27 protein-coding genes and 5 tRNA genes are annotated in these 25,759 nt (G+C 51.3%); 25 read left to right on the forward strand and 7 right to left on the reverse strand.

Annotation, left to right across the window (positions count from 1 at the left end; genetic code table 11):
* Window positions 1-221: 221 nt before the first annotated feature.
* The 5 genes from BLT35_RS17275 to BLT35_RS17295 all read left to right on the forward strand — a co-directional run bounded on the left by BLT35_RS17275 (window position 222) and on the right by BLT35_RS17295 (window position 6,128).
* Window positions 222-1,358: an outer membrane lipoprotein-sorting protein gene (locus BLT35_RS17275; RefSeq protein ID WP_054820301.1), complete on the forward strand. Its 1,137-nt coding sequence runs from the start codon at window positions 222-224 to the stop codon at window positions 1,356-1,358.
* Window positions 1,359-1,803: 445 nt separating this feature from the next.
* Window positions 1,804-2,991: an alanine racemase gene (gene alr, locus BLT35_RS17280; RefSeq protein ID WP_062409894.1), complete on the forward strand. Its 1,188-nt coding sequence runs from the start codon at window positions 1,804-1,806 to the stop codon at window positions 2,989-2,991.
* A gap of 202 nt (window positions 2,992-3,193) precedes the next feature.
* The gene (locus BLT35_RS17285) at window positions 3,194-3,475 is read left to right on the forward strand and encodes a CopG family ribbon-helix-helix protein (RefSeq protein ID WP_062411056.1); all 282 of its coding nucleotides are present in this window, start codon (window positions 3,194-3,196) and stop codon (window positions 3,473-3,475) included.
* Window positions 3,476-3,478: 3 nt separating this feature from the next.
* Window positions 3,479-3,829 carry a type II toxin-antitoxin system PemK/MazF family toxin gene (locus tag BLT35_RS17290; RefSeq protein ID WP_010494553.1) on the forward strand — a complete coding sequence of 117 codons (351 nt, stop codon included), beginning with the start codon at window positions 3,479-3,481 and terminating at the stop codon, window positions 3,827-3,829.
* 73 nt (window positions 3,830-3,902) lie between these two features.
* Entirely contained in the window at window positions 3,903-6,128 is a 2,226-nt protein-coding gene (locus BLT35_RS17295; RefSeq protein WP_074729143.1) for a Tex family protein, read from the forward strand.
* A gap of 107 nt (window positions 6,129-6,235) precedes the next feature.
* Here BLT35_RS17295 and cmpA read toward each other — a convergent pair whose 3' ends face one another.
* Window positions 6,236-6,376 (reverse strand): cortex morphogenetic protein CmpA, encoded by a 141-nt coding sequence (gene cmpA, locus BLT35_RS26530; protein WP_137670414.1) that lies wholly within the window; start codon window positions 6,374-6,376, stop codon window positions 6,236-6,238.
* Between the two features lie 80 nt (window positions 6,377-6,456).
* A complete protein-coding gene (locus tag BLT35_RS17300) occupies window positions 6,457-6,819 on the reverse strand; it encodes a hydrolase/acyltransferase (protein ID WP_074729145.1) in 363 nt (120 codons plus the stop codon).
* Window positions 6,820-6,968: 149 nt separating this feature from the next.
* Here BLT35_RS17300 and BLT35_RS17305 point away from each other — a divergent pair, with 149 nt between their 5' ends.
* The 6 genes from BLT35_RS17305 to BLT35_RS17330 all read left to right on the forward strand — a co-directional run bounded on the left by BLT35_RS17305 (window position 6,969) and on the right by BLT35_RS17330 (window position 8,899).
* The gene (locus BLT35_RS17305; protein WP_074729147.1) at window positions 6,969-7,442 is read left to right on the forward strand and encodes a SprT family protein; all 474 of its coding nucleotides are present in this window, start codon (window positions 6,969-6,971) and stop codon (window positions 7,440-7,442) included.
* Window positions 7,443-7,479: 37 nt separating this feature from the next.
* Window positions 7,480-7,555: transfer RNA gene (locus BLT35_RS17310), tRNA-Asn, on the forward strand.
* 10 nt (window positions 7,556-7,565) lie between these two features.
* Window positions 7,566-7,653: transfer RNA gene (locus BLT35_RS17315), tRNA-Ser, on the forward strand.
* 626 nt (window positions 7,654-8,279) lie between these two features.
* The gene (locus tag BLT35_RS26535) at window positions 8,280-8,486 is read left to right on the forward strand and encodes a hypothetical protein (RefSeq protein WP_175472008.1); all 207 of its coding nucleotides are present in this window, start codon (window positions 8,280-8,282) and stop codon (window positions 8,484-8,486) included.
* Between the two features lie 137 nt (window positions 8,487-8,623).
* Window positions 8,624-8,695 (forward strand) — tRNA-Glu (locus BLT35_RS17325).
* 121 nt (window positions 8,696-8,816) lie between these two features.
* Window positions 8,817-8,899, forward strand: a tRNA-Leu gene (locus BLT35_RS17330).
* A gap of 124 nt (window positions 8,900-9,023) precedes the next feature.
* On the opposite strand, the gene BLT35_RS17335 is transcribed toward BLT35_RS17330, so the two are convergent.
* Window positions 9,024-9,356 (reverse strand): DUF2500 domain-containing protein, encoded by a 333-nt coding sequence (locus BLT35_RS17335; RefSeq protein WP_254777597.1) that lies wholly within the window; start codon window positions 9,354-9,356, stop codon window positions 9,024-9,026.
* Between the two features lie 243 nt (window positions 9,357-9,599).
* Here BLT35_RS17335 and BLT35_RS17340 point away from each other — a divergent pair.
* A tRNA-Leu gene (locus tag BLT35_RS17340) sits at window positions 9,600-9,682 on the forward strand.
* A 145-nt stretch (window positions 9,683-9,827) separates the two neighbouring features.
* Window positions 9,828-10,421, forward strand: coding sequence for a YitT family protein (locus tag BLT35_RS17345; RefSeq protein ID WP_074729152.1), 594 nt, complete (start codon window positions 9,828-9,830; stop codon window positions 10,419-10,421).
* 44 nt (window positions 10,422-10,465) lie between these two features.
* Here the strand turns inward: BLT35_RS17345 and BLT35_RS17350 are convergent, their stop codons facing one another.
* Window positions 10,466-10,738, reverse strand: coding sequence for a hypothetical protein (locus tag BLT35_RS17350; protein WP_054818166.1), 273 nt, complete (start codon window positions 10,736-10,738; stop codon window positions 10,466-10,468).
* 283 nt (window positions 10,739-11,021) lie between these two features.
* On the opposite strand from BLT35_RS17350, the gene BLT35_RS17360 reads away from it, so the two are divergent.
* A complete protein-coding gene (locus tag BLT35_RS17360) occupies window positions 11,022-12,422 on the forward strand; it encodes an S-layer homology domain-containing protein (protein ID WP_074729154.1) in 1,401 nt (466 codons plus the stop codon).
* 124 nt (window positions 12,423-12,546) lie between these two features.
* Here BLT35_RS17360 and BLT35_RS17365 read toward each other — a convergent pair whose 3' ends face one another.
* Window positions 12,547-12,996: a DUF2621 domain-containing protein gene (locus tag BLT35_RS17365; protein WP_054818170.1), complete on the reverse strand. Its 450-nt coding sequence runs from the start codon at window positions 12,994-12,996 to the stop codon at window positions 12,547-12,549.
* 166 nt (window positions 12,997-13,162) lie between these two features.
* Between BLT35_RS17365 and BLT35_RS17370 the strand changes: the two genes are divergently transcribed.
* The 4 genes from BLT35_RS17370 (at window position 13,163) to nirD (ending at window position 18,500) form a co-directional block, all read left to right on the forward strand.
* Window positions 13,163-14,290: a deoxyribonuclease IV gene (locus BLT35_RS17370; protein WP_062409887.1), complete on the forward strand. Its 1,128-nt coding sequence runs from the start codon at window positions 13,163-13,165 to the stop codon at window positions 14,288-14,290.
* Window positions 14,291-14,321: 31 nt separating this feature from the next.
* Window positions 14,322-15,215: a formyltetrahydrofolate deformylase gene (gene purU, locus BLT35_RS17375; protein ID WP_054818171.1), complete on the forward strand. Its 894-nt coding sequence runs from the start codon at window positions 14,322-14,324 to the stop codon at window positions 15,213-15,215.
* 458 nt (window positions 15,216-15,673) lie between these two features.
* Window positions 15,674-18,109: a nitrite reductase large subunit NirB gene (nirB, locus tag BLT35_RS17380; protein WP_054818172.1), complete on the forward strand. Its 2,436-nt coding sequence runs from the start codon at window positions 15,674-15,676 to the stop codon at window positions 18,107-18,109.
* A 61-nt stretch (window positions 18,110-18,170) separates the two neighbouring features.
* Window positions 18,171-18,500, forward strand: a complete 330-nt coding sequence (gene nirD, locus BLT35_RS17385; RefSeq protein ID WP_062409885.1) for a nitrite reductase small subunit NirD — start codon at window positions 18,171-18,173, stop codon at window positions 18,498-18,500.
* A gap of 32 nt (window positions 18,501-18,532) precedes the next feature.
* Here the strand turns inward: nirD and BLT35_RS27830 are convergent, their stop codons facing one another.
* Window positions 18,533-18,667, reverse strand: a complete 135-nt coding sequence (locus BLT35_RS27830) for a hypothetical protein (RefSeq protein WP_302848196.1) — start codon at window positions 18,665-18,667, stop codon at window positions 18,533-18,535.
* Between the two features lie 221 nt (window positions 18,668-18,888).
* Between BLT35_RS27830 and tkt the strand changes: the two genes are divergently transcribed.
* The 5 genes from tkt (at window position 18,889) to BLT35_RS17410 (ending at window position 24,292) form a co-directional block, all read left to right on the forward strand.
* The gene (tkt, locus tag BLT35_RS17390) at window positions 18,889-20,892 is read left to right on the forward strand and encodes a transketolase (RefSeq protein WP_082660880.1); all 2,004 of its coding nucleotides are present in this window, start codon (window positions 18,889-18,891) and stop codon (window positions 20,890-20,892) included.
* A gap of 26 nt (window positions 20,893-20,918) precedes the next feature.
* Entirely contained in the window at window positions 20,919-21,236 is a 318-nt protein-coding gene (gene ppnP, locus BLT35_RS17395; protein WP_054818173.1) for a pyrimidine/purine nucleoside phosphorylase, read from the forward strand.
* A gap of 281 nt (window positions 21,237-21,517) precedes the next feature.
* Entirely contained in the window at window positions 21,518-22,873 is a 1,356-nt protein-coding gene (locus BLT35_RS17400; RefSeq protein WP_054818174.1) for a glucose-6-phosphate isomerase, read from the forward strand.
* A 121-nt stretch (window positions 22,874-22,994) separates the two neighbouring features.
* Window positions 22,995-23,633 carry a YigZ family protein gene (locus BLT35_RS17405; protein WP_062409884.1) on the forward strand — a complete coding sequence of 213 codons (639 nt, stop codon included), beginning with the start codon at window positions 22,995-22,997 and terminating at the stop codon, window positions 23,631-23,633.
* 71 nt (window positions 23,634-23,704) lie between these two features.
* Window positions 23,705-24,292, forward strand: a complete 588-nt coding sequence (locus BLT35_RS17410) for a TetR/AcrR family transcriptional regulator (protein ID WP_054818175.1) — start codon at window positions 23,705-23,707, stop codon at window positions 24,290-24,292.
* Between the two features lie 62 nt (window positions 24,293-24,354).
* Here the strand turns inward: BLT35_RS17410 and BLT35_RS17415 are convergent, their stop codons facing one another.
* Window positions 24,355-24,756 carry a secondary thiamine-phosphate synthase enzyme YjbQ gene (locus tag BLT35_RS17415; protein ID WP_054818176.1) on the reverse strand — a complete coding sequence of 134 codons (402 nt, stop codon included), beginning with the start codon at window positions 24,754-24,756 and terminating at the stop codon, window positions 24,355-24,357.
* 130 nt (window positions 24,757-24,886) lie between these two features.
* Here BLT35_RS17415 and BLT35_RS17420 point away from each other — a divergent pair, with 130 nt between their 5' ends.
* Window positions 24,887-25,129, forward strand: coding sequence for a DUF1128 domain-containing protein (locus tag BLT35_RS17420; RefSeq protein ID WP_054818197.1), 243 nt, complete (start codon window positions 24,887-24,889; stop codon window positions 25,127-25,129).
* 133 nt (window positions 25,130-25,262) lie between these two features.
* On the forward strand, window positions 25,263-25,571 hold the full coding sequence (locus BLT35_RS17425; protein WP_074729156.1) for a 50S ribosomal protein L33: 309 nt from the start codon (window positions 25,263-25,265) through the stop codon (window positions 25,569-25,571).
* Window positions 25,572-25,759 lie beyond the last annotated feature (188 nt).

Genomic DNA, 25,759 nt, shown 5'->3' on the forward strand with positions numbered 1-25,759 from the left:
TTGAATTGTTTTGGCCAGAGCATTATTTAATGCTTCTTTGGGTTACACCCAGACCAGAACTTTACCAGGTCTTACCACGAACTGCATAGGTCATGTTATCATACAATAAAATCACTGGAAAACCTATATAAAGAACATCACCTTGTCTGCATAATTGTCCAACCCTCCACATAGACATGTTATCAAGATCAGTTTGATTATGTCGTGGAGGGGATGAAGCTATGCGGCGGTTCACGTGGGTGGTGGCCCTTGTGATGGTTTGCTTGAGCTTGGTGGTCAGCGGATGCGGCCTGATAGGGAAGAAGGATGCGGGATCGGTTGTTAAGGATTTGGATGGGGTAAGAAGCAAGCTGCAAAGTTACCACGGCAAGGGGAAGATGACGCTCAATACGGGGCAGGAGCCGCAGGAGTACGACGTTGAGGTTTGCTACCTGGAGCCTTCTTATTACCGGATTGTGTTGACGAATGCCAAGAAGGACATTACGCAGATTGTGCTTCGCAATGATGATGGGGTGTTCGTGCTGACGCCGCATTTGAACAAGAGCTTCCGCTTCCAGAGCGATTGGCCGGAAAATCAGGGACAAGTTTATTTGTACCAGTCGCTTGTGGACAGCATTCTGATGGATAATGAGCGCCAATTTACGTCCGATGAGAAGTCGTATGTATTTGATGTGGTGGCGAACTACCAGAACGGGTCGCTTGCGCGGCAGAAGGTGTGGCTTGATAAGAGAAATTATGCGCCGCAGCATGTGGAAGTGTCGGATGCGAATGCAAATGTTTTGGTGATCGTGAAGTTTGATGTATTTGAATTCGGTACGAAGTTTGAAAAGGATCATTTTGATATGCAGCGTAATATGACCGGTTGGAACCTGATGACGCAGCCGACGATAGTACATCATGACGATGCGAACGCCGGTGCGGCGGAAGAGGGAACGACAGGTGAGAGCAAAGGCGCCGCGGCGAACGGAACCGGGGCAAAAGGTACGGCTGCGGGTGAGAAAACGGATGCGGCCAAGCAGCAGTCGTTCGGTATTATTGAGCCGAACTATATGCCGAGCGGGGTGAAGAAGCAGGATGTGACGGAGCTGACGCTGGGTGATGATAAAGCTGTAATGCTTCGGTACTCGGGGACTTATAATTACACGCTGTTGGAATCGCGGCCTGTGACGAAAACGGTGACCAATATGCCGGGGGACATCCTGGACCTGGGCTTTACGCTCGGTGTTGTAACGGGGGATGCCAAAAAAACGCTGACCTGGACATATGATGGGGTAGAGTTCCGGTTGTCGACCGCAGATCTGCCGGAAACGGAAATGATTAAGATTGCGCAAGCCGTTCAAGGAGAAATGGGGAAATAACACCTCTATGGCCTATTGGAGTATGGCCCTGCAGGCAAAATTTCTGCGGGGCTATGATTGGCTATCGCCCGCTAAAAGGATAGAATGAGGCTTAAGCATTTGAGTTTCAGTCTCCAAGCGGAGTGGTGGTTTTTTAGGATATCCAATGTAAAATCGTGGAGTTGAGCTCTTGCTAGATTTCGGCGGAAGCGATCGTTGATTCCGGCAGAACTCCCTTTTGGCAGCCTGTCAAAATTTGAAGCTCTACCCGTGTTTCTTTCCGAAGGTCTGGGGCGAGTAAACGGAAATTTTGTTTTTGGAATCTTTCCCAAACTGTTAAAAATCCGTGATATCGTTGACAGGACAAGGGTATACGGATTAACATAGTTCTAGTCATTAGGGAAGCTCTTCCCCAAATGGGGTGGCTTCCCTTGCTTTTGTGAGACTTGAGAAGAAGGTGGACCTAGTGGATTCGTTTTACCGGCCGACGCGGGTAGAAATTTCGCTTGATGCACTGCGTCACAACCTGGAGGAGTTTCGAAGAGTACTTCCTGAGCATGTAAGCATGATGGCTGTCGTCAAAGCGGACGCCTATGGCCACGGCGCCGTAGAGGTTTGCAGGGAGGCGCTTAGCAGCGGTGTGAAGTATATTGCTGTAGCATTTTTGGACGAGGGCCTTGAGCTGAGGCAAGCGGGAATAACAGCGCCGATCCTGGTGTTGGGTTATACGCCGCCTGAAGGGCTGGAGACGGCCTGGGAGAACGATATTACGCTAAATGTTTACACGCATGAGCTGTTGGATGCTTGGGAGCGTTTGGGGCCCAGGGAGCGTCCGCTGAACATTCATATTAAGATTGACTCCGGCATGAACCGGCTCGGGTTGACTGAAGAGCATGAAGCGATTGAACTGATTGAACGGGCGATGCGGATACCCGGGCTGCGGGTGGAAGGGCTGTTCACCCATTATGCTTGCGCAGACGAGACGGATAAAAGCTATACACTGGAGCAGTACGGTCGCTTTGAACGGGTGGTGGAGCATTTTCACCGTCAAGGAATCCGGTTCCCCTGGGTGCATGCGGGCAACAGTGCCGCGGCGATCGATACGCCGAATTTGACGTATAATATGGTACGGCTCGGGATCAGCATGTACGGCTTGTACCCTTCGGAGGAGGTCAATCAGCAAATCATTGATCTTCAGCCGGTACTAAGCATCAAATCGGCCGTAGTCATGGTCAAAAAGGTGCCTCCCGGCGCAGGTGTTAGCTATGGCGCGATTTACCGGACAGAGGGCGAAGAAACAATCGCTACGCTGCCGATCGGGTATGCGGACGGATTCTCGCGAATACTGACGGGCAAGGCGCAGGTGCTGATCAAAGGACAGCGTGTGCCGATCGTGGGCAGAATTTGTATGGATCAATGTATGATGAATGTGACGGGTCTTGCCGATATATCTGTCGAAGAAGAAGTCGTCATTCTGGGAAGCCAGGGAGAAGAGCGAATTACGGCGGAGGAGCATGCTCAGTGGCTTGGAACCATCAATTACGAAGTCATCTGCATGATCTCGCACCGCGTTCCGCGAGTTTATATCAAAGAGGGGCGCGTCTCGCATACGGTCAATCCGCTGCTCCGGCATAGGTGGGAGCGGACAGAGTAAGGGGTTCATTTTTCCAAAGTTTTTTTTCTCCGGGTTGAGAGGATTTTCATGTTTTTCCGCGAATATGTATACTAATAGTCTGTGGACGCCTAACGGTATAGCATATTTGCTATACCTTGTGCATATATTGATTTTGTATATTTTTACTGGGATGTTGCCATAATGGAAATAGGTGTTTGTATGTTTTTGGGGGTGTATGTTGGTGGCGGGTGCGCATAATACGAAGCGAATCATGATCAGCTTGCCGGATTACTTGCTGAAGGAAGTCGACCATCTGGTGGAAAAGGAAAATTCCAACCGCAGCGAGTTTATCCGTCAGGCAATGAAGCTGTATTTGATTGAGCGAAAAAAGAGGCATTTGCGCGATTCCATGCAGCGCGGCTATATGGAAATGGCTAAGATCAACCTACACATAGCCTCGGAAGCATTTCAGGCGGAGGAAGAAGCGGATGGCACGCTTGACCGTCTTGTAAGCGGGGTGTGACGATTGATTGTCAAACGTGGCGATGTCTTTTTCGCGGATCTCTCACCGGTCGTGGGTTCCGAGCAGGGCGGCATTCGTCCTGTTCTGATCATTCAGAATGATATTGGCAATCGCTTCAGCCCCACGGTGATCGTGGCAGCGATTACAGCACAGATTCAGAAGGCCAAGCTGCCGACGCACGTGGAGATTGACGCGGAAGCGCACGGTTTTGACAGGGATTCGGTCATTCTGCTAGAACAAATCCGGACCATTGACAAGCAGCGGTTAACGGATAAAATCACGCACTTGGATGAAGAAACCATGCGCAAGGTCGACGAGGCTTTGCAAATCAGCGTAGGACTAATTGAGTTTTAAAAGGTGCTGGCGAGGCGGGGGTGCGTGTGCCCTCGTTTTTTCGTTGTTGGCATATGGAGAGGAGAAACTTTGGATGGCACAAGAGCAAACGGTACAAGCGGAGAATGAACAATCTAAGGCAGAGCTGACCGCAGAGATGAAGTCGGCGATTCAGGAGCGGATTGTGAAGCAGATCGCTTCGGAGCTTCAAATTGCGGTAAGCCGGGTGAAAACGACCGTTGGGCTTTTGGATGAGGGGAATACCATTCCTTTTATCGCACGGTACCGTAAGGAAATGACGGGAGAGCTCGATGAAAATCAACTGCGTGACATTGAGGAGCGGCTGACGTATCTTCGCAATCTGGAGGACCGGAAGCTGGAGGTTGTCCGTTTGATCGACGAGCAGGGAAAGCTGACCGACGAGCTGCGGACTGCCATTGAACAGTCGGTGAAGCTGCAGGAGGTTGAAGATCTGTATCGGCCTTACCGTCAAAAACGCAAGACGCGGGCAAGCGTGGCCAAGGAGAAGGGCCTGGAACCGCTGGCGGAGTGGATTTTGGCTCAGCCCAAGCAGGGCGAGCTGCTGTCGGAAGCGGCGGGCTATATTAGTGAGGAGAAGGGCGTGCAGACGGCTGAGGAAGCCGTTCAGGGCGCTATGGATATCATTGCCGAGCAAATCGCGGATGACGCGAAAATCCGGGCTTGGGTACGCCGCTACACGTTTGAGCAGGGTGTGCTTCGTACGGAAGCGAAAGACGCTCAGCAGGAGTCCGTCTATGAGATGTACTACAGCTATCAGGAGCCGGTTCGCAAACTGCCGCCTCACCGTATTCTGGCGGTAAACCGCGGGGAGCGGGAGGAAGTGCTGAAGGTGATGCTGGATGTGCCTGTGGAGCGTATCCATGAATATATAGCGAAGCAAATCATCCAAGGACCTTCTGTGGTTCAGGATACGCTGCAGGCCGTCATTGAGGATGCGTATAAAAGGCTGATATCCTCATCGATTGAGCGGGAAGTGCGTAACGAGATGACGGAGAAAGCGGAGGAAAAAGCGATCGAGGTGTTCGCGGAGAACCTGCGCAACCTGCTTCTGCAGCCGCCGGTTAAAGGCAAGGTGGTGCTCGGCGTGGACCCCGCTTACCGGACAGGCTGTAAGCTTGCGGTAGTGGACGATACGGGCAAATTGCTCGAAATCGCCGTTACTTATCCGACACCTCCAAACAATAAGGTGGCGGAAGCGAAGGTCATCTTCGGGCGGCTGATCGACAAGTACGGTGTAGAATTGATCGTTATCGGCAACGGAACGGCTTCCCGTGAAACGGAGCAGTTCGTAGCCGAACTGATTGGCGAACTGAAGGGACGGAAGCTGCAGTATTTGATTGTCAGCGAGGCTGGGGCGAGCGTGTACTCGGCGTCGAAGCTGGCGCAGACGGAGTTCCCTGATCTGGACGTGGCGGAACGCAGTGCGATTTCGATTGCCCGGAGGGTCCAGGATCCGTTGGCGGAGCTTGTCAAAATCGAGCCGAAAGCGATCGGCGTTGGGCAGTACCAGCACGACGTTACGCAAAAAAGGCTTGATGAAAGCCTGACCTTCGTTGTCGAGTCCGTGGTGAACCATGTGGGAGTAGATGTGAATACGGCATCCCCGGCGCTGCTGTCCTATGTGTCGGGTGTGAACAGTACACTGGCCAAAAACATCGTGAAATACCGCGATGAGAACGGGAAATTCGAGAGCCGGAAGCAGCTGCAGAAGGTGCCGCGGCTTGGGGCGAAGGCATTCGAGCAGTGCGCGGGCTTTCTGCGTATCCCGGATGGCGCTAATCCGCTGGATAATACGCCGATCCATCCCGAGTCGTACGAGGTGGTGGATAAGCTGTTCCGCGAGCTGAAGCTGGAGCTGTCGCAGCTTGGCACCGCCGAACTGAAAGAAATTCTCGGCAGGCTGGAACCCGAGGAGTTGGCCTTAAAGCTGGATGTCGGGGTACCGACGCTTCGCGACATTCTCGATTCGCTGCAGCGGCCGGGACGCGACCCGCGGGAGGAGCTTCCTGCTCCGATTTTCCGCACCGATGTGCTGCAGATCGAGGATTTGGCTCCGGGCATGGAACTGAAGGGGACCGTCCGTAACGTGATCGATTTCGGCGCGTTCGTCGATATCGGAATTAAGAACGACGGGCTTGTTCACATTTCCCAGATGAGCGATTCCTTCGTAAAGCATCCGATGGATGTCGTTTCCGTAGGCGATGTAGTGACGGTGTGGGTGCTTAACGTGGATGTGAAAAAAGGCCGCGTCGGTTTGACGATGAAAAAGCCTTCTTAAGCAAATAATAGAGCATAGGCCGGAGGCAAGGGGCTTCGCTTGGTTGACATGGCGAGGCGAGCCCCTTTCGACTGGCATATGCTCTATTCGCATTGGTATGGAGATGTTCAATGAAGCTGGGATTCCGTATAATGCGCGTCTTGTCTGCGTGTCCGGTAAAAGAACCAGCAATCGTTAAGTAAACGGATTTGCCGGTGGTTTTTGTTGTAAAAGGCGCGCATCAGTTGGTTGCATAGCCACTGTGGCAAGCCGATCAGCCCCTTCCCGTCATGCTTCGTACATCTTTAGCATATGGTGAAAGGGACCGTGGGGTGCAGGTCCTTATGAATTACGCAAGTTCTTCTTCCTCTTCGTACCACTGCTCAAGCTGTGCTTGAAGGGCGCGAATTTCCGTAAGAAGGGAAATGAGAGGGTACTCTTTTTCCTGTTCCCTAAGGGCGGAGAAGGCTTTCTCGAGTGCATTGATGTAATCCAGGCCTTGCTGCAGCTTGTATGCCGGATGGACGATCTCAAGCTGTTCGAATTCCGCAATAAATACCGGCAAGGCCGGTTTGGACGGGATGGTCAGCTTATCCAGCTCCTTGTGAAGTCTTTGATTGAGTGCGGCCAATTGGTACATATGCGTTGCCGGCATTTCGACAAATTCCAATTGATCGTTATGTTGAAGTAAAGCGTATTTCATTTTGGGCATTGGAAGGCGGCTCCTCTCATAAGATCAAACGTTAATTCGTGCGCAAGAATGATTTTCATGATTCCTACTTGACAGTTTAGCCTAACCTGCGGTTACAATTCAAGTGATGAAACTTGAGGTAGAAAACGAATAAAGGATGGGAAAAATCAATGGATGACCGGCAGCTTCAGCTGTGGGTGGAGCAAATATCATTGACGTCGTTTGGGCTGCCTTTTGAGCATCAGGCTCGATTTAACCGGCGGCTGCGTTCTACAGGGGGACGGTATTTTACCTGTACGCATGACATTGAAATCAGCTGGCTTCAGTACGAGCAATTTGGTGCCTCCGATGTGGAAAAAATCATTAAGCATGAGCTGTGCCATTACCATCTGCATATTCGGGGCAAAGGTTATCAGCATCGGGACAGTGACTTCAAGCAACTGCTCGCCAAAGTGGGCGGAACTCGATATTGCAGATCACTGCCTCAATCGCTGCGGCGCAAGGAGCCATACCGGTACAAGCTCGTATGTGTGAGCTGCAAGGCGGAGTATTTGCGTAAAAGGAAGGCTGACCCGCGCAAATACGTTTGTGGACATTGCAAAGGGAAATTGAGATTGCTCACAATTGAAATGGCACATGCTTGACTTGGAGCAGCAATCATGATAAATTTAAAATTGTTCTTCCCCGATAGCTCAGTCGGTAGAGCACTCGACTGTTAATCGAGTTGTCACAGGTTCGAGTCCTGTTCGGGGAGCCATTCTTATCTTGGAGAGATACCCAAGTGGCTCAAGGGGACCCTCTGCTAAGGGGTTAGACTGCGTAAGTGGTGCGAGGGTTCGAATCCCTCTCTCTCCGTATATATAGCAAAATAAACCGCCGGAAGGCGGTTTTTGCTATATATGGGAATATGAGAGGGTTCGAACACGAGAAGAGGGGGCGGCGGAGCAGCGTAGGGAACGCTGCGGAGTCTCGCGGTCTCGTAATTCCAACGGTGAAACCGATCATTAAAATCCATACATTCAATAACCGAAAGGCCAATTCAGTTTGGGAATCCTTTTGAAGTTCATGCCTTAACAATTCGACAATAAAGGTCAGCGGCGGAAAAATAAAGCTAATGATCGTGAGCATTTTCGTAATTTCGTTCATCCGATCCGATTAAAAGGCCTGTCAGCGATTCTCTATATATGTCGAGCGGGTCGATTACCCGGGAAATATGATCATCGATGTCGATGACATAAGCTTCTGCTTTCTTGCATAGAAGGTAAGTTTTTGATGTCTTATGGCGTCGAGAAGCGATTTTTCTCCACAAGATGACTCGCCGGAGTTGAACGTTTGAAATGGAAAATTTCATGCGATACGAGAACATAAGGATTGTGGCAAGTGTTCTGCTTCGTACACCTTTGGTAATATTTCTCGATAATGGCAAAAAAACGTCAATACAATGTTCCTTATGGCGGTTCATTTTGAGACGCTATTTCAGCATGATGCGGACCTCCACCACCAAGGGCAGCAGTGAAACGGCTTTTCCAGGAATACTCGACCTGCGCCGGAACCGGGTCGGAGATATGTATCCAGGCGCTATCGTCTTGATCCGGAACGCGAATGTCTTGTTCGGTCATTCGGTCGGCGGTTCATCGGTAATTCAGCAGATAACTGGCACCTCATTAAAAGGCTTTATTTTTCCCTGACTGGCATAACGGAATTTCCGTTCCCAAAGCTTGCTTTTGTTCCCGAAAAACTGTCGAAAAAACATCTTGTCAACCTCGGAACATTCCGCTATAATAACTCTTGTCGCTTAAAAGGCAGTCGATTTTCATTATGGCATGGCCCGTTGGTCAAGGGGTTAAGACACCTCCCTTTCACGGAGGTAACAGGGGTTCGAATCCCCTACGGGTCATATTAAAGGGGATTTGAACCCCTGAGGGTTCGTCGGAGGATAAGCTTCGCTAGCATCGGCTTCGCAGTCTCGGAGCGCAGCGAGGAGTATCCCCTACGGGTCGTTATAATCATTTTAACCTGCGGTTGTGGTGGAATGGCAGACACGCTATCTTGAGGGGGTAGTGAGCGTACGCTCGTGGAGGTTCGAGTCCTCTCAACCGCATTCAATAAGCCTGGTGATCCCAATAGGATCATCAGGCTTATTTTCTGTCGAATGTGGTAAGAGAGAGACGCTCTGGAGGCAAACGCTTGGATGGCGTCTCATCTTTTCCGACGTTGGAGCAGCCTCAATAAATGGATTGCTGCCGGGATCTCTCAAATTCCAGGAAGCGGGTGCCTTGATAGGAAAGCTGCCCCTGATCGCCTTCCGCCAACAGACCGTAATCGCCGGGGCGAACATGGAATTCGCGTCGTTCTCCCTGATCAAATTCAAACGTGACATAATATGAAGTATGGGCTGAAGTATGTTCGCCCCCGCTGACTCTTGTCCGTTTGGAAACGACAAAAGCCGGCTTGGTGATTCGTTCGCTGGCGTTATTGCTCATCCAGGTGTAAACCCCCCGGCCCAATATAAACAAAGCAGCCCCCACAATGAGCGTCGTAATAAGAGTAAACATCATTGAAAAAACAGGCGGCGGACCACCAAAAGAACCGCTAAACGGATCGCCAAAAGAGATCATTCCGTCCACTCCCCATATGGAAATTTGTTCATACGGTTTAAACGTATTTCCGTGCCGGGATGTTTCATGGTTTAAATTTTTAAACCGTTAAAAAGAAATATAGTAAAAAACATTCGGGTATGAAGTGCTGTCAAACGAGCGGGCTTTACTCTTGCTGGAGAACAAGATATAATTATATTATGCGCGGTTGTGGTGGAATGGCAGACACGCTATCTTGAGGGGGTAGTGGGCGTACGCCCGTGGAGGTTCGAGTCCTCTCAACCGCATTTTGGCTTAAATCCGGAAACCCTTGGTATTCAAGGGTTTTTTCTTTTGCGCTTTATCTCTTCGTTAAGAGTAAATAGGGATTAATGCACATTTTTGATGTGTTCAGCATATAAATCAGACATGCCTTAATGGGAGCTGGTTGGGTTGCTGTACCATAAAATCGTTGCAATCATAACGGGAAGCTTGCTAATCGCGATGGGTGTGAATTGTTTTTTGATGCCGTTTAAAGTTTTGGACGGCGGGATTATCGGCATAGCTCTCATTATTAATTATTTGTTCGAATTCAAAGTGGGACTTGTAGTCATCCTGTGCAGCATACCCATCTTTACATTGGCATGGATTTATTACCGGGAGTTGGTCTACAACAGTTTGCATGGCATGCTGCTTTCCTCCTATCTGATTGATATCTTGGAACCGTTCCATTATTATTTTCTCTATTATGTAAATTTGACGCCGGTCAGCAGCAGCGTAATCGGAGGCTTGATTATCGGCGCGGGAATCGGAATCATGCTGCGATATGATACCAGTACCGGGGGAACGGATTTGCTGGCTCAATTTCTTTCGAAGTATGTTACGTTTAATGTAGGGATCATCATTTTTATTCTGGATGCGGTCATTATCAGTTTGGGAGGCCTGCTGATCTCGGCGGAGACATTGGTGCTGTCTGTGATTACGATTACGGTTGGAGGCGTGACGACAACGCTCTGTACGCTTAAATCCGCTGGACGGACGCATTGAAAATGACAAAAACCTCCTTCTCGGGAGGGCTCCTTATGAGTAAGCTATAGGCGCAGCAGGGCCTGCCGTTCGGCTTGAGGACGGCATAATTTGCAGACACCGACCACTCTGCCGCGGCCGGAATAAAAGGTCAGTTCCTTTGGAGGGACTTTCTTTTTACAGTAAGAGCAGCTTTGCTTGGACAGAGGTCGTTTGCTTCGGCCGGAATGGATGTGCTGCGGGCGATTTCGTTTCTTCCTTAAGACGAGCCGGACGGCGGCGGCAGCAATCATAAGAATAAGCCCATACAGGAGTATCTTTTCTTGATCACCGAACATGATGTCCCTCCCTCGTTTTTGAACCGATGATGAATATGGCCTTACTACACCAATATTTCGTCAAACGGGCGTTGATTCCTTTTTTTCGGGTGGACTGTCTATTAACGGAGCATTGAATGCAGCGGCCGCCGGGGATGCCTTGAAACAAGCAATCGGTATTGCTCTCCTCGAAAAGGGAAGAATCTACAGGTCGTGCATTCCGGGACGAATTCAAGGTTTGCTGTAACAAAATATGCCCCTCCTACCGATAAAAAAAGGAAAGAGATGGGAGGTATTGCGACTCATGAGAAATGCTAGCAGCCCGATGTGGCGCAAACTCGTGCTTCTGGTGTCATTCACTCTTTTGCTGTCGTTATTGCCGGTCCGGGCATTCAGTGCGGACACCGGCTTCCCGGACGTCGATCCGCAGCGCTACGCCTGGGCGATCAACGCCATACGGCTGATGACCGACAAGCAAGTATTAACTGGTTATCCCGACGGCCTGTTTCGTCCGGACCAAACGGTCAGCAAAGCGGAATGGACAGTGATGGTCCATCGTTTGTTTAATAAGTACCGTCCCAACCAGTATGCGGTGGGGATGGAGAAAATCAGCTATTTTACGGACGTGCCTCCGCTTCACTGGGCACATCGGCCGATTATGGATATGTATAACGCGTCCTTTCGCATCGGCGGATACGGCGTGAGCCGAACCGGGGATTTGGCCTTCCGGCCTGATCAAGCGTTGAACCGGCTTCAGCTGGCGCAGATGCTTTACGCATTCTTCGATCAGCGGCTGATGGACCGCAGGCTGAGTGAAAACGATGTGTGTGCCGTTATGATGGAGTTTAAGGATGTCCCTGTCAGGCTGTTTACGGATCCTGAGGAATATGCTGCCGCCAAGGCGGACGGAAGATACGAGGCGGGAGGGTTGATGGATATTGAAAGCAGCAATGTATATCCATCGCTCTTTATGGGCAACCATTCCAGCAACTGCAAGTTTGGAGACGATCCGCTCTCGAACGTGCAATCTACAGCGCTCGTCAGTCTGAAGGCCAACGGCATCATGACGCCGAACGACGATGGATACTTCCGGCCGAAGGATAGAGTGACACGCGCGGAAGCTGTGACTATTCTTAACCGGATTTACAGCTACCTTAAAAACAACAGCCTGCTCTCGGACTATACGTCTGTCGAGCTTGATGCATCTGGCTCCGGCGGTGGTTCTGCGGGAACAGGCGGAGGAGCGCCATCATCAGGCGGGGGTTCCTTCAATAACAATCCAGGCAGCAGTATCATCGTTCCGCCAAATTCGGGCGGCTCTGCCGGCGGGAATCATCAGAATCCGGAATGGTCGGATAAATCGGTGATTCGTGTAACGGATTATTTTAACGATCAGGGTGTCATTGTGAAAAATGTGAAGCTGTTCGGTGAGATCGAGACGGCGGTGCAGCCGAATGGGAAGAGATTTTTGACCATCGATATGAAATCGCAGGAGAAGGTGGATCTGTACGTTATTCTGGACGGTCGTGTGGGCTTCGTCAAGCAGGAGGAACTGCCGCTTACTCTGCCTTTGGACGGCATTGGGATGGTGGGTCTCCGTTCGCAGAAGCGGGATATGAAATCGCCGCGGACAACGGAGTATCAAACCACATTGAGCGTGGCCCTGTACGACGAGGATCCGGGAAACGGCAAAAAGCGGAAATAGACCGCCGTATGGGAGACCTCCGTTCCCTTTGAGGGACGGGGGTCTTTTTGTTGAACTCTGTCTATAACAGGGGTTCACGCAGCAAAAATCCCTCCCGGCGTATCGGAGAGGGATATCCAAGCTGCTACTGAAGCAGATGCTTATAAGCGGTATAGTCGATTTGCTTTTTGTCGAGAAAGGAGGTCAGACTCTTGTAATCGCGTTTTGGCGTTGCGAGAATGTAACCCTTGATGCAATGATCCTTTGTGATTTCAGTGGCGTTGTCCTCCAGGGCCACTTGTCCGATCCGGGCGGCGATGGAATGCCTGGCGATGTCACGGAAAGGCTTGGGGACCGGTTCAACGAGCATTTCAAGGAAGGCTTTGGATTCCTCCGTCCATAGATGCCGGGATGATTCGACATAATGATTTTGCCAGTCGAGCTTGGATTTGCCGTCATTTCCCATCGGAAGCACCTTCAAAAATTTGCGGAACATAAAATAGCCGCCGATCGACATAAAGAACAGCAGCACGAACACCCAAAACAGGATAAACCACATAAATCCCGAGGGCGGGACGGAACTGGATAAAAGCATCGTACATTTCACCTCGCTTCCATTATACCGTAAATCCGGGCTTCAGGAAAACGGCAGATTGGAGCAGGAGCGCCTTTTGGTTAGAGAAACATTTCCTATTCTAGATTTCCGGACGCAATCCTAGTAAAATAGAGAGATGTGATGTGAAAAGGAGTGAATTCCGGTCATGGTTAAAATTGGATCACACGTATCGTTTTCAGATAAAGGGCTGCTGAATGCTGCGAAAGAAGCTGTTTCGTACGGCTCCGGCACGTTTATGATTTATACGGGGGCGCCGCAAAATACGCGCCGCAAGCCGATTGAATCGCAGTATATCGAAGAAGGCAAAGAGCTGATGGACAAGCATGGCATCGATGAAATTATCGTACATGCTCCCTATATCATTAACCTGGGATCGTATAAAGAGGACACATTCGAGCTGGCGGTACGTTTTCTTCAGGAAGAAATTCGCCGTACGGATTATATAGGCGTAAAGCAGATTGTACTGCATCCGGGCGCTTACACGGACAAGGATGCCGAGTTCGGTATTGCGCGCATCGCTCAAGGCTTGAATGAGGTGCTGGCAGGCGTGAAGGATACGGATGTAAAAATTGCGCTGGAGACGATGGCTGGCAAGGGGACGGAAATCGGCCGCAGTTTCGAAGAACTGGCGCAGATTATCGAGAAGGTGGATGACAACGGCCGTCTGTCAGTGTGCTTTGATACGTGCCACGTGAATGATGCGGGTTACGATATCGTGAACGATCTGGATGGCGTGCTGGAGGAGTTTGATCGTGTGATCGGTCTGGACCGTATTGCGGTGGTTCATCTGAACGACAGCAAAAATCCGATTGGAGCGGGGAAAGACCGCCATGCCACTGTTGGCTCGGGCTGGATCGGTTTCGATGCGATGAACGGCGTGGTTCACCACGAGAAGCTGAAGCATCTGCCGTTTATACTGGAGACTCCGTGGATCGGTAAGCAGGATAGCTACCAGCGTCCGATGTATGAGGCGGAGATTGCTCTGTTGGGGGGCACCGTGAAAGAGCGGTTCGGCGAAGAGTTCCTCTCGGATGTAGAGCGATTGGCGCACTTTTTCTCGAAGCAGGAGCTGAATCCGAGAACGTATGTGCTTCAGACGTGGGAAGTTCTCAAGACGGATGCCAAAGCCAAAAAAGCGGATGGCCGCGAGCCGATGGAGCGACTTTATGACATGGTTGTTGCAGAAGGCTTGTTCCCCGAATTAACCGAAGAACAGATTAATCACCGTTTGACTGCGTGGTTTGCCGGTGAGCATTTGTTTGCCGCCGTATAATGGTCAGTTTAATGAAGGAGTAGAAAATGTAATGGTTCCAAAAATCACCCCTAAGAGAACAAGTACAGATTTACAAAATCGTGCCCGCATGCTGGTATCCTGTCCGGACAGGCCGGGTATCGTGGCCGCGGTTTCGCGGTTTTTATACGAGCATGGCGCCAATATCGTTCAATCCGATCAATATACGATGGATCCGGAGGGAGGCTTATTCTTTATCCGGATCGAATTCGATCTCGACAATCTGGATGCACGGATCGAACGGCTCAAAGCCGATTTCGACAACGTGGCGAAGGAATTTGAGATGGACTGGAGGATGACACGCGCAAGCCGCAGGAAGCGCCTCGCCATCTTCGTATCCAAGGAAGACCACTGCCTGCTGGAGCTGCTCTGGCACTGGCAGTCGGGGGATCTCGATGCGGACATTGCGATGGTCATCAGTAATCATGACCACATGCGGGAGCTTGTTGAGCCGCTCGGCATACCTTATCATTATATTCCCGTAACACCGGATACGAAGGCTGAAGCGGAGAAGCGTCAGCTTGAGCTGGTGGCCGGGAAGGTGGATGTGGTCATCCTGGCCCGCTACATGCAGATTATCTCGCCGAAGTTTATAGAGCATTTTCCGAACCGGATTATCAACATCCACCATTCGTTCCTTCCGGCTTTCATCGGCGGCAAGCCGTACGCTCAGGCATATAACCGCGGCGTAAAAATCATTGGAGCTACGGCGCATTACGTCACGGAGGAGCTGGATGGCGGGCCGATCATCGAGCAGGACGTGCAGCGGGTAAGCCACCGCGACAATGTGGATGACCTGAAGCGCATCGGGCGCCATATCGAAAGAACGGTGTTGGCGCGGGCCGTCGGTTGGCACGTGGAGGATCGCGTCATTGTGCATCAAAATAAAACGGTAGTGTTCAGTTAAAAAAACGTGAAAGGGTCAGGAGGCCCGGATGCGGTTGAATCATGAAGGTCGACACGTCTTCTTTGAAGTAAAGAAGCGGGTCGGCCTTATTTTTGTACTATGAAAGATGTTTATGGAGACTAGGGATATTGAAGTAACCTATCAGCTTTGATTTATATGTAATATAATATAACATAAAATTGAAGTTTATATATTCATTTGAAGGGAAACTTTTATAAAAAACGAACAATAAAATAAATTAAATCATTTAATATTCGGTTTTTTAAAAATAAATGCATAAAAAATCAATAAATTTCAGAAGAATATATTGTATGATACGGATTTATCGTGTATATTGGTTTTACATAAGTAAATGTAAATAAACATTACACAAAATAGGATTTCCGGATGAAAATATTCAATAATTTCTTAAATATAACGTTTTGTGTAATGAATTTTAGGATGAGGAGTGGAGAGGCATGAAACGGAAGCTGGTGCTGGTTGGCAATGGGATGGCGGGCGTACGGTGTGTAGAGCATATTTTAAAGCTGGCCCCTCAGATGTTCGATATTACGATTTTCGGGGCGGAGCCATATCCGAATTACAATCGGATTTTACTTTCGTCGGTGCTTGCCGGGGATTCCGGATTGAAGGACATCGTCCTGAACGACTGGGACTGGTATCGGGACAACAACATTACGTTCCATGCAGGGCATACCGTGACGAAGATCGATACGGCCAACCAGAAGGTTGTTTCCGATAAAGGCGTGACCGCAGCTTATGATGAGCTGATCCTGGCAACAGGCTCGCTGCCGTTCATGCTTCCGATTCCCGGGGCGGACAAGGAAGGGGTTATCGCTTTCCGGGATATCAAGGACTGCGAAACGATGATGGAGACGGCCAAGCAATATAAGAAAGCGGTCGTCATCGGCGGAGGTCTGCTCGGACTGGAAGCGGCACGCGGACTGCTCAATCTGAATATGGAGGTATCGGTTGTCCATATTAACCATTATTTGATGGAGCGCCAGTTGGATGAAACGGCTTCGAGAATGCTGCAGGCCGAGCTGGAACGTCAGGGCATGAAGTTTCTTTTGGAGAAGCAGACGGAACAAATCGTGGGCAAGAAGAGGGTAACCGGGGTCAAGTTCAAGGACGGCGGCTTTGAGGAAGCCGACCTCGTCGTGATGGCGGTTGGGATACGGCCGAACGTTGCGCTTGCCAAGGAAAGCGGGATTGAGCTGAATCGCGGCATCGTGGTAAACGATTACTTGCAAACCAGCGTCCCGAATATCTATGCGGTCGGGGAGTGCGCTGAGCACCGAGGCGTTGCTTACGGACTTGTAGCCCCGTTGTATGAACAGGGGGATGTGCTTGCCAAGAAGCTGTGCGGCCTTGAGTGCGAAGGGTACCGGGGATCGGTCACGTCCACCAAGCTCAAGGTGTCGGGCGTTGACGTCTTCTCCGGCGGTCAATATAACGAAGAGCCGGGAACGCGCGCCATTAGGATTCAAGATGAAATTGACGGCATCTACAAAAAGATTTTGATCCGGGATGGGAAAGTGGTCGGCGCCGTGATGTTTGGCGATACAAGCGACAGCTCCCGCATCTTCCAACTGATACGAACGGGGGAAGATATCAGCGGCCGGGAGAAGGAAATCGTGCTGGGCGAAGACTTTGGCAGCAGGAACGGTAACGGCGGGACGGCGGTCGGGGCGATGAGCGATAACGAGATCGTATGCGGATGCAACGGCGTGACCAAAGGAACCATAGTGAAAGCCATTCAAGAAAAGCGACTCACTTCGGTTGAGGAGATCAAGGCTTGTACGAATGCCTCGCGATCCTGCGGGGGATGTAAACCGCTCGTCGCCCAGGTACTGAACTGTACGCTGGGGGAGGATGCCGTCACCGCGGCCAAAGAGGGAATCTGCGGCTGTACGACATTGGACCGGGACGAGGTGGTAGCGGCTATTCGCTCGATGCATTTGACGACGAGCAAAGAGGTTATGCATGTGCTCGAATGGTCGAATCCGGAGGGCTGCTCCAAATGCCGTCCTGCGCTGAACTATTATCTCGGCATGGTTTGGCCTGTAGAGCACGCAGAAGAGCGGGAGTCGCGCTTTGTTAATGAACGGAATCACGCCAACATTCAGAAGGACGGCACTTACTCCGTCATACCGAGAATTTATGGCGGGGTGACTTCTCCCAAGGAATTGAAAAAAATCGCCGAAGTGGCGGAAAAATATGACGTGCCGATGGTCAAAATTACAGGCGGTCAGCGTATTGATCTGCTCGGCGTGAAGAAAGAAGATCTGCCGGGGATGTGGGAAGAGCTCGATATGCCGTCCGGCTATGGTTACGGCAAAGCTCTCCGTACAGTGAAAACTTGTGTCGGTTCGACCTTCTGCCGGTTCGGAACACAGGATTCGATCTCCATGGGTATTGAGCTGGAGCGGCGTTTTGAGCGGTTGAACACACCGGCCAAGGTGAAAATGGCCGTATCCGGATGTCCGCGCAACTGTGCGGAAGCGACAATCAAGGACTTCGGCGTTGTGGCCATCGACGGCGGCTGGGAGCTGTATATTGGCGGCAACGGCGGCGTCAAGGTCAGGGCGTCCGACTTGATGTGGAAGGTCAGGACAAAAGAGGAGGTGCTCGAATACTCGGCTGCATTCTTGCAGTATTACCGGGAGAACGCCAAATGGAACGAACGGACGAGCGAATGGGTACAGCGTGTCGGCCTGGACGTGATTCGGCAGGCTTTGGATACCGAGGAGAAGCGAAAGGCGCTTGTGGCGCGTATCGACGAGACGCTGAAGCTGATGAAGGACCCTTGGAAGGAAATCATTGAGACGCCCGAGCTGCGCGCCATGTTTGAATCGCTTCCGGCGAAGGATGCCGCCGCCGCGGCGGAATAAGAGGGAACCGGACGGTGGCGCCCGGATTGGGTCGACATTATTTTGAACGAGGTGAGCGCTGATGGAGCGTATTATGGTAGCCCGGGTATCGGATATCCCGGCGCTGCGGTCCAGAACGGTAAAGGTAGCCGGTACGGAGATTGCCGTCTTCAAGCTTTCGAGCGGGGAATTGCACGCCATCGAAAACCGCTGCCCCCATAAGAACGGGAAGCTGTCGGAAGGAATCGTTTGCGATCATCACGTTTTTTGTCCCCTGCACGACTGGAAGATCAATATGAAGGACGGTTTGGTGCAGGCTCCCGATGAAGGCTGTGTGATGACGTTTCCGGTTGAAGTGGATGCGGAAGGGAAAGTGTTTCTGCTGTTGAACAAAGACAGTCTGTCTGCGTAGCAACATATGCGGCAAAAGAAAGACGGTGCTGGCTATGGCTCAGTACCGTCTTGTTTATTTTCCTGCTGCAGCTTGCGCAGAGACCATGCGCCGCAGCGGGCGAGCAGCACAGAATACAAGAAGTGGCTGGCAAGCCACCAGGCCAGCGCCGCTGTGTCAGTGAACAACAATTTTGCAGTAGATTATTTGGTAGAATAGAAGTGTACGGGTTATGGAAAACTCATGCGGAGAATGGTACAATAGGGCAAGTACTTGAAGTGGCCGGAGAATGATGCACACGTGAACAGCTTACGCTGCATAAGGGTAGCTTGCTGTTTGTAATGAAGGCGATTCACGGCTTGACACACTGATGCGATACAAGACAAAGAGTAGAAGTGGGAGGATAATAATGACGGTAACAAACAAATCGATTGAGCAACTTTCCGTGGATACCATCCGCACCCTTTCCATCGATGCGGTAGAGAAGGCGAAGTCCGGACATCCCGGCATGCCTATGGGAGCCGCGCCGATGGGATATGAGCTGTTCGCCAAGCTGATGAAGCATTATCCGGATCAGCCGAATTGGATCAACCGCGACCGGTTTGTGCTGTCGGCCGGACATGGTTCCATGCTGCTGTACAGCTTGCTGCATCTCTGCGGATATGATTTGCCGATGGAAGAGCTAAAGAATTTCCGGCAATGGGGCAGCAAAACGCCGGGTCACCCGGAAGTGGGCCACACGGTTGGCGTCGATGCGACTACAGGCCCGCTTGGACAAGGTTTCGGTATGGCGGTAGGTATGGCCATGGCGGAAGCTCATTTGTCTGCCGTATATAATCGTGATCAATACCGTGTGATCGACCATTATACTTATGTCATTTGCGGTGACGGCGACCTGATGGAAGGGATCTCTTCGGAGTCCGCATCGCTTGCCGGTCATCTGAAGCTTGGCAAATTGATCGTACTTTACGATTCTAACGATATCTCGCTGGACGGCGAGCTCAATCTGTCCTTCTCCGAGAATGTGGCCAAGCGCTTTGAAGGCTACGGTTGGCAGGTGCTTCGCGTAGAGGACGGCAACGATCTGCAGGCGATTCACAATGCGGTGCTGGAAGCGCAGGCCGATTATCGTCCGACCTTGATCGAGGTGAAGACGGTTATCGGTTACGGCAGCCCGAACAAAGCGGGCAAAGGCGGACATGCGGGCCCGCACGGATCGCCGCTGGGTGCGGAAGAAGTCGCGCTGACGAAGAAGGCTTACGGTTGGGACGATACGCAGCATTTCCACGTGCCGGATGAAGTGCGCAAGCATTTTGAAGACGTGAAAAAGCGCAACAGGGATATATACGAAGGATGGAACGCCATGTTTGCCGAATACGCCAAGGCGTATCCTGAGCTTGCAAAGCAGTTTGAAATTGCCGTGAAGGGCGATCTGCCGGAAGGCTGGGATAAAGACATCTCGATCGCTCCGCCTGCAGAGAAAGGAACCCGGACGGCATCGGGCATCGTGCTCAACGAAATTGCCAAGAATGTGCCGCATCTGATCGGCGGATCTGCGGATCTCGAATCGTCGACGATGACGCATATGAAAGACCTCGGCGTATTGTCGGCCAAGGATTACAGCGGCCGGAACGTTTACTTCGGCGTACGCGAGTTCGGAATGGGCGCGGCAGTGAACGGGATGCTGCTGCACGGCGGCCTGAAAGTATTCGGCGGAACGTTCTTCGTTTTCTCGGATTACCTGCGTCCGGCCATTCGTCTCGCAGCCATCATGAATGTACCGGCGATCTACGTCTTTACGCATGACAGCATCGGTGTCGGCGAAGACGGCCCGACGCATGAGCCGATCGAGCAGTTGGCGGCGCTTCGCGTCATTCCGGGCGTAACGGTGATCCGTCCGGCGGACGGCAGCGAAACTGCGGCGGCATGGCGTTATGCGGTAGAGAACAAGGGCGGTCCGGTCGCGCTGATTCTCTCCCGTCAAGCGGCTCCGAAGCTGGAGGGCTCGGAGAAGGGCGCGGTCGATCGCGGCGCATATGTGCTTGCCGATGCTCCGGATGGCAAGCCGCAAGCGCAAATTATCGCGACAGGTACGGAAGTGCAGCTGGCTGTTGAGGCTCAGAAGCAGCTTGCCGAAGAAGGCGTGGCTGTCCGGGTCATCAGCATGCCGAGCTGGGAGTTGTTCGATAAACAGACGCAAGAGTACAAGGATTCGGTTATTCTGCCGGATGTGAAAGCGCGTTTGGCAGTGGAAATGGGCCATGAGTTTGGCTGGGAGCGTTATGTCGGCGAGCAGGGCGACGTGCTCGGCATCAACAAGTTCGGCGCATCGGCTCCGGGTCCGGTCGTTATCCGTGAGTACGGATTTACCGTAGAGAACGTGGTTGCCCGCGTAAAGCAGCTGTTGAAATAAACCATTCAGAGGGGAACGTTGGCGCGATGTCGCAGTTTGAGAATGTAACGGTAGTAAAAAAAGCAAACGTCTATTTCGACGGGAAGGTCACAAGCCGCGCGGTTCTGTTCGCGGACGGCACGAGGAAGACGCTCGGCATCATGCTGCCCGGCGAGTACGAGTTCGGTACGGACGTGAAGGAAGTGATGGAAATATTGGCCGGTGAGCTGAAGGTGCTGCTCCCCGGTTCAACGGAATGGCTGGAGATTAACGGCACGGGAGAATTCACCGTTCCGGCCGGACAGAAGTTCAAGCTTGACGTCCGTACGGTGACGGATTACTGCTGCTCCTACATTAGCGAATAGTACGGCAAGTCAAACCCCGCTTGTCCGATCCATGATGACATAACGATGGCGGATGGGCGGGGTTTTTATTTTTTCGGCGGCCGGCCTTTCCGCTGCTGCCCTGCAAATCCGTCCGATCGTGTTGATCTCGTCATGGCTGCATGGATTTTTGTATTTTATGGGAGACTGTGAATGTTCTCTTGCGTTATGGACAGAAAGTAAAGTATTCTATGTGATAGGGATTTACGACATAGTCTTCATAAAGAGAGAACCAGATGAATGGATAGGAGGACATGTTTACGATGGGAGCAAAACTTCGTTTTGATTACAGTAAAGCACTGAATTTCATTGGACAACATGAAGTGGATTATTTGGCCGGGGCGGTAGCCGCGGCACATGACCAATTGCATAATAAAACCGGTGCAGGCAATGATTATCTCGGCTGGATCGATCTTCCAGTCAATTACGACAAGGATGAATTTGCCCGCATTCAGAAAGCGGCCCGGCAGATTCAATCGGATTCCGATGCGCTCGTGGTGATCGGTATCGGAGGCTCTTATCTGGGAGCCAGAGCGGCGATCGAGATGCTGTCGCACAGCTTCTATAACCTGCTGCCCAAGGACAAGCGCAAGACGCCTGAAATTTATTTTGTCGGCCAAAACATCAGCTCCACCTATGTTGCTCATCTGCTCCAGTTGCTCGAAGGCAAGGACATCTCGGTAAACGTGATCTCCAAATCCGGAACGACAACGGAGCCGGCGGTCGCCTTCCGCATTTTCCGCGAGCTGCTGGAAAAGAAATACGGCAAGGAAGCGGCGCGCAAGCGTATTTATGCGACAACCGATCAAGCCAGAGGGGCTTTGAAGAAACTGGCCACGGAGGAAGGGTACGAAAGCTTCGTGATTCCGGATGATGTGGGCGGCCGGTATTCGGTGCTGACAGCAGTAGGATTGCTGCCGATCGCAACGGCCGGCATCGATATCGAAGCCATGATGCGCGGCGCGGCGGATGCGCGTGAAGCTTACTCCAATCCGAATTTGAAGGAAAACGAAGCTTACCAGTATGCCGCGGTACGCAATGCGCTCTATCGCAAAGGCAAAACAACCGAAATTCTCGTCAACTATGAGCCATCCCTGCACTATGTGTCGGAATGGTGGAAGCAGCTGTACGGTGAGAGCGAAGGTAAGGATAACAAAGGAATTTACCCTTCCTCGGTCGATTTTTCAACGGACCTTCATTCTATGGGACAGTTTATCCAAGAAGGCTCGCGCAATTTGTTCGAGACCGTGATTCAAGTCGAGGAGGTTGCTGAGAAAATTGTGATCGGCAGCGATCCGCAGGATTTGGACGGACTCAACTTTCTCAGCGGCCAAACGATGGATTTTGTCAACAAGAAAGCGTTCGAAGGGACGATGCTCGCCCATACGGACGGAGGCGTACCGAATCTTATCGTTACCCTGCCGGATATGAGCCCGTACACGTTCGGTTACATGGTTTACTTCTTTGAAAAAGCGTGCGGAATCAGCGGATACTTGCTTGGAGTCAATCCGTTCGATCAGCCGGGCGTGGAAGCATATAAGAAAAACATGTTCGCGTTGCTTGGAAAACCGGGATACGAGAAACAAAAAGCTGAGCTAGAAGCCAGACTGAAACAGTAAGGCCGACGGACTCTGGCACACGCGACAAAGCGGCTCATCCCTTGGGAGAGCCGCTTTTTTTAGATCTAACACGAATCTACACGGGCAGGGCGGTTAGATATAAAGGAGGCACTGAAAGACCATGCTCACACAGTACAGAACGGTAAAGCGTTTCGGTTCGGCGGAGGTCGTCATCAAGAAATCGCGGTTTATCGGTTATGCCAAGCCGGTGGAGACGGAAGACGAGGCGATCGCTTTTATCGAAAGCATCAAGAAGGAGCATTGGAACGCTACGCATAATTGCTCGGCTTACATGATCGGGGAGCGGGATGAGATTCAGAGAGCGTCGGATGATGGAGAACCGAGCGGTACGGCGGGGAAACCGATTCTCGAAGTCATCAAGAACCAGGGGATGAAAAATGTTGCCGTAGTCGTCACCCGGTATTTTGGCGGGATCCTGCTTGGCGCAGGAGGCTTGGTTCGCGCGTATACCGATGGAGCGGTCATTGGACTCGCGGCGGCGGAGCCCGTGTATAAGGTATTGCACACCGAGGTATTGGTGGAAATCGACTACACATGGCACGGCAAAGTGGATAACGAGCTGAGGAACCGGGGGATGCTGATGGGCGATACCTCATTCACCGACAAAGTGACGCTGACCTGCTTGCCTCTGGCTGAAGAGACGGAGCGGTTCATCCATTGGATGACGGATATTACGCAAGGACAGGCAACGATTATTGAAGGGGAATCGCGTTATATAGATCATGACGAGCTTCCGTGAAGAGTGAAGTGGGGGCGCGGCTGATATAGAATAGTCCATGACAACAATGACACAGTGGGGGTTGGGGAATTTTGGCCAGGAAGGCGGTTGCACAGGAGCTGAGTCGCGAGCGCATATTGGAGGAGGCGAGACAGCTTTTTATCCAGCACGGTTATCATGCATTAACGATGCGGAGCATCGCAAAGTCAATGGGTTACAGCCATGGGGCATTGTACTATCATTTTAGCGAGAAGGCGGAACTGTTCTATGCATTGGTTAGCGATGATTTCCGAATGCTGCTGGATCGGATGAAGGATATGCTGAGGCGCACCCGCTTAGGAGATCTTGGGCAGCTGGAGAAGCTGATGTTTGAATTTATCCGCTTCGGGTTGGAGAATCCGAACCATTACGAAATCATGTTTATGATCAAGGACCCCGAACTGCAGCGTTATTCACGGACGGAGCAGGCGGAGTGTTTGGAGCTGTTTGCAACTGTTGTGCGGTCAGTCGTCTCTAAGCGGACGGACGGCGATAAAAAGATGTACAGCCTGCCATGGAGCTTGTTCATGTCACTGCACGGATTTATTTCTTATAATATTCGTTATAATCAATCGTTCGAAGATGTCAAAAAGTTGGCGGAACAACATGTCAAATATTTGTGCGAAGGGCTGCAAGGATAGTGTCATCTCGGCATCCGGAGATGCTTTGCAGCCCCCTGCCACATGACGTTGAAACTCCAAAGTTACCCCCGCATAAACTTCACCATACAAGTCCTCTCGCGAGGACCATCGAATTCGCAAAAATAAATGCCCTGCCAACGGCCTAATACCAGACGAGAACCGGCTATGAGTACGGTTTGCGACGAACCGACGGTCATGGCCTTCAAATGGGAAGCCGTATTTCCTTCGGCATGCTTGTATTTCGGGTGCTGCCATGGATAGACTTCGGAAAGCCTCATCAGAACGTCGTGCTTAACATCAGGATCTGCGTTTTCCTGAATGGTGATACCTGCCGTGGTATGCGGGCAATAGATGACCGCAATTCCTTCCTCAAGTCCTTCCTGCTTTAAGAGATTGTACACCAGGTGGGTAATTTCAATCATTTCGTCCCGTTCTTTTGTTTGCAAGTGCAGCATATGTATCATCGAAGCTCTCCTTCCGGCCGGGGGATAAATACTTTTATTCCGTCATCATTATATTATAAGAAGCGTCTGTTCACAAAACATGGTACAATAAGGGCATATGCTAAAAGCGAAAATGGAAAGGGTGATCACGGTGAACTTGACAGCCAATACATTGGAAAATACGGAATTCATGATAGAAGAAATCAAGAAGAAGCTGCGTATGGCGAGCGGCGCCGCGCTCAAAGCATCCAGGCTGAACGATGAACAGTACGATGATCTGCGCGATATCTATGAAATGGTGGCCGGTAAAAGCCAGTTCAGCATCAGTGAGATTGAAGCGATCACGATGGAGCTCGGCCGATTGCGTAAGCCTCAAAGCGCCCCCAAGGCTTAGGATAGCGGCACATTTTGTCTGAAATACGGACAGGGATACAAGCAGGTAAGGGATGTGCCTCGTATGATATAGCGTTAACACCAATGTTGGAGGGCTTTTAAGCCCGACGCTAACGATATGGAGGTGCACGACTATGCAAAAAGCAGTCCGTAAGCAGGATGCAGCCAAGCTGATCGGCAAGCTGATTTATGCGGTGAAAAAAGACGGTACGGTTGTTCAGGGCAAGCTGGTGCGCATCAGTGGCGGCAAGCTGTTTGTTGCTCCGCAAAAAGGCAAACAAGTTCGAACGTCGGCTATTATCCCTCTCGTTCTTTTTGATCTGCTCGCTATTGGAACATCCCCCTTCGCCTTCGGCGGCGGATTCGGCGGCGGATTCGGCGGCGGATTTGGCGGTGGATTTGGCGGTGGATTTGGCGGCGGATTTGACGGTGGCTTCTGGTGATCGGTTGAAACATGAAAAACCTGCGTTTTGCGCTTCTCCCGCAGAACGCGGGTTTTTATTCATGCCCTCGCATGATTGTGTTTTCTTTTATAACAAGGATCTCAAGTCAACAGAAGAACGGCCTTGTCTCAAGCATGAACGGGACAAGGGCCGTTTTTTTTGGTTGCAAGTAGGCATTGGAAACAGTA

The sequence above is a fragment of the Paenibacillus naphthalenovorans genome (assembly GCF_900099895.1).
Taxonomy (GTDB): domain Bacteria; phylum Bacillota; class Bacilli; order Paenibacillales; family NBRC-103111; genus Paenibacillus_G; species Paenibacillus_G naphthalenovorans.